Origin of the sequence: Kribbella antibiotica (genome assembly GCF_004349055.1) — a bacterium.
GTDB lineage: Bacteria > Actinomycetota > Actinomycetes > Propionibacteriales > Kribbellaceae > Kribbella > Kribbella antibiotica.
On record NZ_SMKX01000002.1, the window covers coordinates 138,023 to 147,949 of the forward strand.

8 protein-coding genes are annotated in these 9,927 nt (G+C 68.0%); 6 read left to right on the forward strand and 2 right to left on the reverse strand.

The window, feature by feature from the left end; all coding sequences use genetic code 11:
* Nucleotides 1-10: 10 nt before the first annotated feature.
* Both E1263_RS01315 and ureA read right to left on the reverse strand, forming a co-directional pair.
* Nucleotides 11-1,699 (reverse strand): urease subunit alpha, encoded by a 1,689-nt coding sequence (locus E1263_RS01315; protein WP_132164403.1) that lies wholly within the window; start codon nucleotides 1,697-1,699, stop codon nucleotides 11-13.
* On the reverse strand, nucleotides 1,696-2,448 hold the full coding sequence (ureA, locus tag E1263_RS01320) for an urease subunit gamma (RefSeq protein WP_132164405.1): 753 nt from the start codon (nucleotides 2,446-2,448) through the stop codon (nucleotides 1,696-1,698). The genes E1263_RS01315 and ureA overlap by 4 nt, the downstream gene beginning before the upstream one ends.
* Before the next feature lie 60 nt (nucleotides 2,449-2,508).
* On the opposite strand from ureA, the gene E1263_RS01325 reads away from it, so the two are divergent.
* The 6 genes from E1263_RS01325 to E1263_RS01350 all read left to right on the forward strand — a co-directional run bounded on the left by E1263_RS01325 (nucleotide 2,509) and on the right by E1263_RS01350 (nucleotide 9,703).
* Nucleotides 2,509-3,642 (forward strand): agmatine deiminase family protein, encoded by a 1,134-nt coding sequence (locus E1263_RS01325; RefSeq protein WP_238161018.1) that lies wholly within the window; start codon nucleotides 2,509-2,511, stop codon nucleotides 3,640-3,642.
* Nucleotides 3,642-4,673 (forward strand): ABC transporter ATP-binding protein, encoded by a 1,032-nt coding sequence (locus tag E1263_RS01330; RefSeq protein ID WP_132164407.1) that lies wholly within the window; start codon nucleotides 3,642-3,644, stop codon nucleotides 4,671-4,673. The genes E1263_RS01325 and E1263_RS01330 overlap by 1 nt, the downstream gene beginning before the upstream one ends.
* Nucleotides 4,670-5,779, forward strand: coding sequence for a polyamine ABC transporter substrate-binding protein (locus E1263_RS01335; protein WP_132164409.1), 1,110 nt, complete (start codon nucleotides 4,670-4,672; stop codon nucleotides 5,777-5,779). Before E1263_RS01330 ends, E1263_RS01335 begins: the two co-directional genes overlap by 4 nt.
* A complete protein-coding gene (locus E1263_RS01340; RefSeq protein ID WP_132164411.1) occupies nucleotides 5,776-7,482 on the forward strand; it encodes an ABC transporter permease subunit in 1,707 nt (568 codons plus the stop codon). Before E1263_RS01335 ends, E1263_RS01340 begins: the two co-directional genes overlap by 4 nt.
* 14 nt (nucleotides 7,483-7,496) lie before the next feature.
* Nucleotides 7,497-8,066, forward strand: coding sequence for a TetR/AcrR family transcriptional regulator (locus E1263_RS01345; protein ID WP_132164413.1), 570 nt, complete (start codon nucleotides 7,497-7,499; stop codon nucleotides 8,064-8,066).
* Nucleotides 8,067-8,227: 161 nt separating this feature from the next.
* Nucleotides 8,228-9,703: an agmatine deiminase family protein gene (locus E1263_RS01350; protein ID WP_132164415.1), complete on the forward strand. Its 1,476-nt coding sequence runs from the start codon at nucleotides 8,228-8,230 to the stop codon at nucleotides 9,701-9,703.
* The last annotated feature ends 224 nt before the right edge of the window (nucleotides 9,704-9,927 follow it).

Sequence of the window (9,927 nt, forward strand, 5' to 3'; positions counted from 1 at the left end):
AGAGGGAAGTTCAGAAGTGGTAGAGCTGTTGGAGGGGCGCGCGGTCGACCGGCGGCATGGTCAGCAACTCACCGCGATACCTGGTTTCACCGCTGCGCGGATCGACGACCACCGGTCCGGTGCTGCCGTGATGCGCCATCGCGTCGAGCCGAACCGTCCGGCAGCCGCGAACCGGTGCGAGCCGTCGCCGCGTCGGTACGGCGGTAGCTCCCGCCGCAGCCGCAGCCGCGTTGACGAACAGCACCGAGAGCTCGGCGGCAGTCGCACCATGTCCACCGAACTGGGCGCCCAGCACCAGCGGTTGGGCGCTGTCGATCGAGGCATTGGGATCGCCCGTCACACCCCAGGCCGGGAAGCCGGCCTTCAGCACCAGTTCGGGTTTGGCGCCAAAGGTTGCCGGGCGCCACAACACGATGTCGGCGAGCTTGCCCGGTTCGAGACTTCCGACATGGTCGTCGAGCCCGTGCACACGCGCCGGGTTGATGGTCAGCTTGGCCAGGTAGCGCAGTACGCGGTCGTTGTCGGCATCCCGTCCTAATCCGTCATGCTCTGTGCGCGGCGGACGCAGTACCGATGCAAGCCCGAACGTGCTGCGCCAGGTCTCCCCGGCCCGGCCCATCCCCTGGGCATCCGACGAAGTGATCGGTATGACACCCAGGTCGTGCAAGAGATTCTCGGCCCCCATCGTGGCGGCCCGGACCCGATCGGCGGCCAGCGCCCGGTCGCCGGGAAGGTCCTCCCGCAGACCGTGCACATGCGCGATCATCGCCCGGTGTTCGGCCACCGCGTCTCGCCCGAACGGCAGCGTCGGATTGGTCGACGACGCCAGCACATGCGGGATACCGGCCAGGCTGAGCACGTCCGGCGTATGCCCACCACCGCAACCTTCAACGTGGTAGGCGTGAATGGCCCGCCCGTCGAGCACCGCCAACGTGTCCGCGACAGTCAGCCCTTCGTTCAGGCCATCAGTGTGAACCGCGACCTGTACGTCGTACTCTTCCGCAACCGTGAGCGCAGTGTCGAGCGTGCGCAGGTGCGCGCCGGTGTCCTCATGGACCTTGAACCCGCACACCCCCGCTTCCATTGCCTCTAGCAACGGATCCCGTCGGCTGCTCGACCCGCGTCCCAGCAGCCCGATATTCAGCGGGTAGTCGTCGAACGCGCCGTACCCGGTCCGCAAGATCCACGCCGATCCAACCCCGACACCCCAGAACGGCCCGATCTCCTGACCGATCACCGTGGTGACGCCGGAAGCCAGCTCAGCCTCACAAACCCGCGGCGACAACAGGTGCACGTGGGTGTCGATCCCGCCGGGCGTCGCGATCAGCCCCTCCCCCGACACCACCGCCGTACCGCTGCCGATGACAAGGTCGACGTCATCCATCGTGTCCGGGTTGCCGGCCTTGCCGATCCCGACGATCAGTCCCTCGCGGATGCCGATGTTCGTGGCCCGAACTCCCAGCACCGGATCAAGCAGCAGCACGTTGCTGACCACGAGATCGCAGGACTCACGGGTCCGCACGGCCCGCATGCCGATCCCGTCCCGCCCGGTCTTCCCGAACCCGAGCAGCACCTCATCTCGGTCTCCCCCACGGTCGTCGGCGTCGACCCGGACGACGAGCCCCGTGTCCCCGAGCACGACGCGGTCGCCCAGTCCGGGCCCGTACGCCCCGGCGCGGGCTCGTGGATCAAGAGTCATCGGGTGACCGCCCGGGCGGCTGCTGTTGCTCGGGCTGCGGCGGACTCCGGGTCGACCGTGCCTTCATGGTCGGTGTCGAGGAAGCCCCATTCGTGGGCGCGGGAGAGCGCTGTCTCGCGGATCCCCGGCTCGTCCAGGGGTCCGTCGACCAGGCCGGCGAAACCGACGACTACGCGGCCGCCGCGGATCGGCGCGAGCGCCACGGTGGTCGTCGTACCGGGTTCGAAGCGGACGTGGGTGCCGGCGGGCACGTCCAGGTGGCGGCCGTAGGCGGTCGCCCGGGAGAAGCGCAGGCGGGCGTTGGCTTCGAAGAAGTGGAAGTGACTGGTCACCGAGATGACGACGGAGGCAGTGTTCAGGACGTCGACCGTTGCGAGGTCGCGTGGCGGCGAGACAGGGCTCTCTGCCGTGATCACCGAGCCTGGCATGTCGTCGCGCTCCGGCAGCGGGCCGAAGGGTTCCGGGATCACGACCAGGCGGGAGCCGTCCGTGAAGACGGCCTCGACGGCGACGCTCCGGACGACGTACGGGACCTCGGGCAGCACCTCGGCGGCGGTCAGCACGGACTGACCGAGGCGGACCGCGTCGGCGTGGCGCTCACCGCGGCGAGCGACCTCGCAGACCTCATCGGCGATCAGGGCGGTGGCTTCGGGCACGTTCAGCAACACGCCTGCTGCACGCCGTCGCCGGGCCAGCTCGGCCGCGGAGAACAGCAGCAGCCGGTCCCGTTCGGTGGGGGTGAGTCGCATCCCGGAGATCCTTGCTCGAGGTCTTGACTAAAAATTCGGTCAACCACAAACTAACTCACCATGACGACGACCACAACGTCCCCTGATTCCGGACCGGGCCTGGCGGCGAGCTACCCCGCCGAGCTGTCGGAGCACGGCCTCAGCGCCGCGCCCACGACGTCGATCCCGCATGTCGACGAGCGGCTCACGCAGTACCGGATGCCGGCCGAATGGGACCTGCACGAACGCACCCTGCTCACCTGGCCGACCCGGCGCGAGCTGTGGGCCGGCGTCTTCGAAGACGCGAAACGCGAGTACGCCGAAGTGGCCCGCACAATCGCCGACTTCGAACCGGTCACGGTGATCGCGCTCCCCGGTACGAAGCAGGAGGTGATCGACCACTGCGGTACGGCGAACCTCGACATCCTCGAGGCGCCGGTCGACGACTCCTGGATCCGCGACAACGGCCCGCTCGTCGTCCGTGATTCCAGCGGCCACCGGCTCGGCGTCGACTTCGCCTTCAACTCGTGGGGCCGCAAGTTTCTCCCCTACGACCAGGACGCGAGCCTGACCCCGCTGATCCTCAAACACCTCGGCATCGAGCGGGTCGGTGTCGACCTCGTCCTCGAAGGCGGCAGCATCTCCGTCGACGGCGAAGGCACGCTGATCTCGACCGCTCAGTGCCTGCTGCACAGCAACCGCAATCCCGGTCTCTCGCAGGCCACGATCGAGGACACGGTCAAGCGTGCCCTCGGCATCGACACCGTGCTCCTGCTGCCATTCGGGCATCTGGATGATCGTCATACCGACGGTCATGTCGATGGGGTCTGCACGTACGTCGCGCCCGGCCGAGTGGTCGCTCAGACCTGCAGCAACACCGCGAACATCAACCACGAAGCGATGTCCCGCAACCTGCGCTACCTGCGCGACACCACCGATCGCGAAGGCCGGACGGTTGAGGTCCTCGGGCTCGACCTGTTCTCGTCGTTCGACGTCGAGGGTGTCACCGACTACGTGTCGTACCCGAACTTCTACGTCGCGAACGGCGTCGTCGTCGTACCGGTCAGTGGGAACGCCGCGGACGACGAGCGAGCGCTCTCCGTGATCAGCGCCCAGTTCCCAGACCGCCAGACGATCGGCGTCACCGGCCGGGTGATCGCCTTCGGCGGCGGCGGTCCGCATTGCATCACCATGCAGATACCGGCAGGTGGCTGATGACCCTTCTGACCGAACGACCACCGACCGCGCCCACCAGCGCCGAGGTGGAGCTGACCGGACTGGCCAAGCGGTATGGCGGAACTGTCGCCGTCGACGACCTGTCGCTCACCGTCCCCGCCGGGGAGTTTGTCGCCCTGCTCGGTCCCTCGGGCTGCGGCAAGTCGACCACGCTCCGGATCCTCGCCGGTCTCGAACAACCGGACCGCGGCCGAGTCCTGCTGTCCGGCACCGACATCACCGCAGTTTCGGCGCACCGCCGCGACATTCACACGGTCTTCCAGTCCTATGCGTTGTTCCCGCACCTGAACGTCGCGGACAACGTCGCCTTTCCCCTGCGCCAGCGCGGCGTCTCTCGAGCCGACATCCGCGGCCGCGTCGCCGACGCCCTCGCCATGGTCCAACTCCCCGCGGCTGGCGACCAGCCCGTCACCAGCTTGTCCGGCGGCCAGCAGCAACGCGTCGCCCTGGCCCGCGCCATCGTTGACCGCCCCAGCGTCCTCCTCCTCGACGAGCCTCTCTCGGCCCTCGACCGCAGCCTGCGGCAAGCCATGCAGGTGGAGCTGCGGCTACTCCAGCAGGACCTCGGCGTCACCACTGTCCTGGTCACCCACGACCAGGAGGAGGCCCTCAGCCTCGCCGACCGCATCGTCATCATGAACAACGGACGCGCCGAGCAGGTCGGCACCGCCGAAGACGTCTACGACCGCCCAGCCAGCCTCTTCGTCGCCCGCTTCGTCGGCGAGCAGAACGAGATCCCCACCGAACGCGAGGCGATCGCACTCATCCGACCCGAACACGTCCGTGTCGGGCTGGATGTCAGCGAGCCGGCTGCTGTGAACAGCGTTGACGGGATCGTTCGCGGCGTGAGTATCGCGGGCATCTCCAGTGTCGTGCTCGTGCATTGCCGGGACCTCACCCTGCAGGCCCGGGTTCCGCGCGACGGTCGGCCACTCCCCCACGTCGGCGATCAGGTCCGGTGTTCGTGGGACCCCGCCCACGTGCGGACCTTTCCGGAAGGAGCCTCATGATCACCAGGCGCCTCGCAGTACTCCTGGCCGCTGCCCTCGCCATGGGCGGGTGCACCTCGCCCGACAACCAGGCCGAGCCGCCGGCACCGGGGTCGTACCCGACTGCTGTGGCCAAAGGCTCGACGCTCACGATCTACTCGTGGGCCGACTACATCTCCGACGAGAACCTTGAAGCCTTCGAGAAGGCGACCGGCGTCCACGTGAAGGTCGACGCCTATGCGTCGGCCGAGGAGGCGGTCGCGAAGCTGCGGCTGACCCAGGGCACCAGCGGCTACGACCTCGTCGTCATGGACGGCTCGTACATCCCGCAACTCGTGCAGAGCAAGGCCTTGCTGGCTTGGGACAAGAGCCGCCTGCCAGGTCTCTCCGGACTGTCGAAGACCTTCACCGGCAAGTCCTGGGACCCGACCAACACCTACGCGATCCCCAAGTCCGGCGGCTCGACCGGCTATGTCTGGGACAGCGCGGTCGTCAAAACCCCGCCGACCGACTGGAACAGTTTCTACGCCAGCTTCGCCGACCCCGCGGTCAAGCGCCGTACGTCGGTGATCGATGGCGCTCCGTCGTTCGTCGGCTCGTACTTCTGGGGCAACGGCATCTCCGACCAGACCACCGAACGCGCCGACTACGTCACGGCCGAGCAGTTCTACACCGCCAACGTTCTGCCCCACCTCAAGGAGTTCAACTCCTACCCCCGCGCCGATCTCGCGTCCGGTGACATTGTGCTGGCGCAGGCCTTCACCGGCGACGCCCGCGGCGCGCTGATGGACGGCGCCAAGAGTCTCCGCTTCGCCCTCGGCGGACCGAAGACCGACCTGTACGTCGACCATTGGGTCCTGCCCAAGGGTTCGCAGAACATCGCCGCGGCGCACGCCTTCGTCCAGTTCCTGCTCAATCCGGAGAACGCCGCCCGCGAAACCAAGGCTCATGGCTACTACACCGGGGTCGAGGCCTCGAAGCAGTACCTGAAAGACCTTCCCTACAAGGAGATCGTCTTCTTCGACGACGGCGTACCGCCGGATCGTTTCGTCCCCGCCGAAGTGACACCGGCCCGCAAACAAGCGGTCGCGACCTTCCAGCGGCTCAAGGCCGTGGTCTCCCGATGAGATCCGTGCGCGGCCTGGTGCCGTCGCTGCCCGCCTTCACCTGGCTGTGCCTGTTCTTCCTGCTCCCCGGTGCCTTGGTCGCCGTCTTCAGCCTCGGCGAGTCGACGTTCTTCGGCACCAACCCGGTCGACCTCAGCGCGCTCTCACTGCACCGGTACGGCGAGGCCACCAGCGACACGTTCCGGATCGTCTTCCAGAACACCTTGCAGCTCTCGGTCGTCGGCACGGCGCTGTGCGTCCTTCTCGCCGTACCGATGGCCTACCTGATCGCCACCCGTCTGACCGGCTTCTGGAAGTACGCCGCCATCGCGGCCGTCGTCATCCCGTACTGGATGCCGTTCCTGCTCCGCACCTACTCCTGGCGGATCCTGCTCGGAGACCACGGACCCATCACTGGCGCGCTCGGCGTCGACAGCTTGGGAGTCCTCGACACACTGGCCGGCGCCCAACTCGGCGTCGTCTACAACTACCTGCCGCTGGCGGTGCTGCCGATCGCGGTCGCTCTCGACCGGCTCGACCCTGCGCTCCGCAAGGCGGGCCGCGATCTCGGTGCAAGTCCCTGGCGGGTCTTCTGGCAGGTCACGCTGCCGGCTGTCCGGCCTGGCGTGATCAGTGCCGCGCTGCTCGTCTTCATCCCGCTCATGGGCGACTACGTCACGCCGTCGATCCTCGGCGGCGTCAAGGCCGCGGTAGCGGGCCAACTGGTGAGCAGCTCATTCCTTGAGAGCCAGGACTGGGCGCTCGGCGCGGCAACCGCCGTACTGCTCATTGGTTTGGTGCTGGTTGTTCTGGGGTGCGCGGCCCTGCTGCTGCGGTTGGTCAGCTCGTTACTGCGCGTTGTCCGGCCGCTCGATCTGACTGCACGGTTCGCCTCCACGGGCTGGGGACATGACTTCTGGGGGCCTGGGCTGCGTGTCTTTGGCATCGCACTCACGGCATTTCTCTGGCTCCCGATCCTGACGATCGTCATCTACTCGTTCAACGGCGGCCGGACGCTGCCGGTCTGGTCCGGCTTCAGCACCCGCTGGTACGCCGCCGTCCCGGACAACCACGCGCTGGTCAGCTCGATCGGGATCTCGCTCCAGGTCGCGCTGCTGTCGACTCTGGTCGCGGTGATCGTCGGAACGCTGGCCGGCGCCGCGCTCGCCCGGGCTGCGCGACCACTCCGCCGTACGCTGCTCGGTCTGCTCCTGATCGTCTTCATCACGCCCGAGATCGTCTCCGCCATCGGTCTCCTGCTCCTGTACGTCGCTGCTGGCCCCGGACTGTCGAACGGCGTCCTGCGCCTGGTGATCGCGCACTCCGTGATCGCCGTCGCGATCGTGGCGTTCGTCGTCCAGGCTCGCCTGTCCAGCCTCGATCCGCGGCTGTCCGATGCCGCAGCCGATCTCGGGGCACCACCGCACGCGGTCTTCCGCCGCATCACCGTCCCGCTCGCCGTTCCCGCCGTACTGGCTGCTGCTGTCCTCGCCTCGACGGCCTCGCTCGACGACGTGGTCGCGTCCAGCATGCTCGGCAACGTCGGGACGACCACGCTGCCCGTCTTCGTCTATTCGACCGTCCGCAACGGCCTGCGCGGCGACGCCGCAGCAGCCTCGGTCGGGGTGATGCTGCTGATCGCCGTGGCAGTGGTCGCGATCGGCTGGGTACTGCGGCTGCGTGGCCAATCCAAGTCGTTCGCCGAAGGGCTGGTGGGCCAATGACTAGAATCCGTGGGATGACCGACCGCCGGACCCAGCTGCTGCAGGCCACCATCGCCGTCATCGCCCGTCGGGGCGTGCGCGGGATGCGGGTCCAGGAGGTCGCCGCTGACGCCGGAGTCTCGGTCACGCTGCTCTACCACTACTTCGGCAGCCGCGAGGGTCTGCTCGAGGCAGCTCTGGAAGCGGTCAGCGATCAAGCCGGCCGGTACGCCGAGCAAGCGGCCGCCGGTGCGACCTCGGCCCGGGCCGAACTGGTGGCTCGGTTGGTGGGCGAACTCAATGGGACTGACGAGGTGCAGACGAACTCGGCGGCCTGGGGTGAGCTGCGCTGGGCCTCGGTCTTCGACGACCGGCTTCGGCCGGCGGTGCACAAGCTGACCGCCGAGTGGGTCGATGAGATTGCCGAGCTCGTCAAGCGCGTCCACACCGAGGAAGGCACCACCGGCACCCGAGATGCGGGGGCGGTGGCCGAGCGGTTGGTCGCGCTGGTCGAGGGGCTGTCCGGTCGCTGGCTGACCGGCGCCGTACCGCCTGAGCACCTGCAGGAACTGCTCGCCGACGCGATCAAAATCGAGCTGCCCTGAACCGATAACGTTGTCACCGGCAACGTCACCGGGTGCTGCCGCATGCCCTTACAGGGTTGACAAAACGGCGATTTCCGAACCCTTGACACACCCTGTGCCCGGGAGCACAGTTGCGGGAATTCTTGGTTCTCATCCAAGAAACTGCTCGAGAGGATTCCGCCATGAACGACTTGTCCCGCCGCCAGTTCGTCGCCCGCACCGGCCTGACCGCGGCCGGTCTCGCCCTCGCCAGTGGCGGCTTCCGAGCCATCACCACGCACGGTGCCGCCAGCGCCGCGCCGCCGTTCGCCGTACCGGCCGAAGACGTCCCGGTCCGGCGGACCTGGATGGCCTGGCCGTCCAGTACGTCGATCTGGGGCAACCTGCTCGGCGGTATCCAGGCCGACGTCGCCAAGCTGGCCAACGAGATCGTCAAGTACAACCCGGTCGTCATGTGCGCCGACGGCAGCTCGGCCGCAACCACCGCGCGCAGCCGGGTCAGCAGTTCGGTGACCGTGCTCAGCACGATCCCGGTCAACGACTGCTGGATGCGCGACACCGGGCCGATCTTCCGGCTGAACGGCACCGGCGGGATGGACGCGTTCGGGCTCAACTTCAACGGCTGGGGCAACGAACAGACCCACGCGAAGGACGCACTGGTCGCACAGAACATCGCGACGTACGACGGAGTCCCGCTGGCCCGGGCCAGTGTCGTCGGCGAGGGCGGCGGCGTGATCTACGACGGCGACGGCACGCTGATCGCCAATAAGAGTTCATGGCTCGACTCCGCCCGCAACCCGGGCAAAACGCTGGCGCAGATCGAGGCCGAACTGCTCGCTCAGTACGGCGCCCAGAAGATGATCTGGTGCGCGGGCGTCTCGAACGAGGACATCACCGACGACCACATCGACAGCACGGTCCTGTTCGTCCGGCCTGGTGTCGTGATCGTGCAGCTCGCCAGCCCCTCCAGGCCGACCAGCGTCTGGTCGCGCGACGCCATCGCGACCCGCGGTCTGTTGTCGGCGGCAACTGATGCCAAGGGCCGCCGTTTCCAGGTCACCACGATCTACGGGCCGTCAACGTTGCCCCGGGTCCCGAGCGCGCAGTGGTCGACGTTCTTCGACGGGTACCTGAACTGCGCGATGACGAACTCGGCGGTGATCACGGCCCAGTTCGGTGATGCCCAAGCCGATGCGGCAGCCAAGGCCGCGCTGGAGACCGCCTTCGGGCGGCCGGTCGTGCAGCTCAACCTCGACAAGCTGATGGGTGACGGTGGAGGTGGCGCGCACTGCGTGACGATGAACGAGCCGGTCTCAACACCCGGGCCGACCCCCACTCCCACTCCGACGCCCACCGGCCCAGCGGTAGTCGCTGGTCTCACGACTGTCCGCCGCGGCGCGCAGATCACCGCCACGGTGACGAACGGTCCGGCCAACCCACGGGACTGGGTCGGCCTCTACCGCGCGAGCGCCGGCAACACCGCCGGTGGTGTCGACGAGAAATACCTCAACGGCCGGAACACCCCGCCGGCCTCCGGACTAACCGCAGCCACGATCACGTTCACCGCACCGAACACCACCGGCACCTACAACTTCCGCTTCTTCGCCAACGACGGCTACACCCTGCTAGCCGCCTCCCCCACCTTCACCGTCACCTGAAGCACCTCATCTGAGCAACCGGAAAGCTGCTGAGAGCCCGGCCACCTCGCTGGGACCGCGGACACCTGGCCGGGACTACGCACACCCAAGCGGGGACCGCGTACACCTGACGCGGACCGCGCACACCTGGCGGGGACCGCGTACACCTGGCGGGGACCGTATATCCCCAGTGGGGACCGCGGACGCCTGGTCAGGTGTCCCCGGTCCCCACTGGGGATATACGG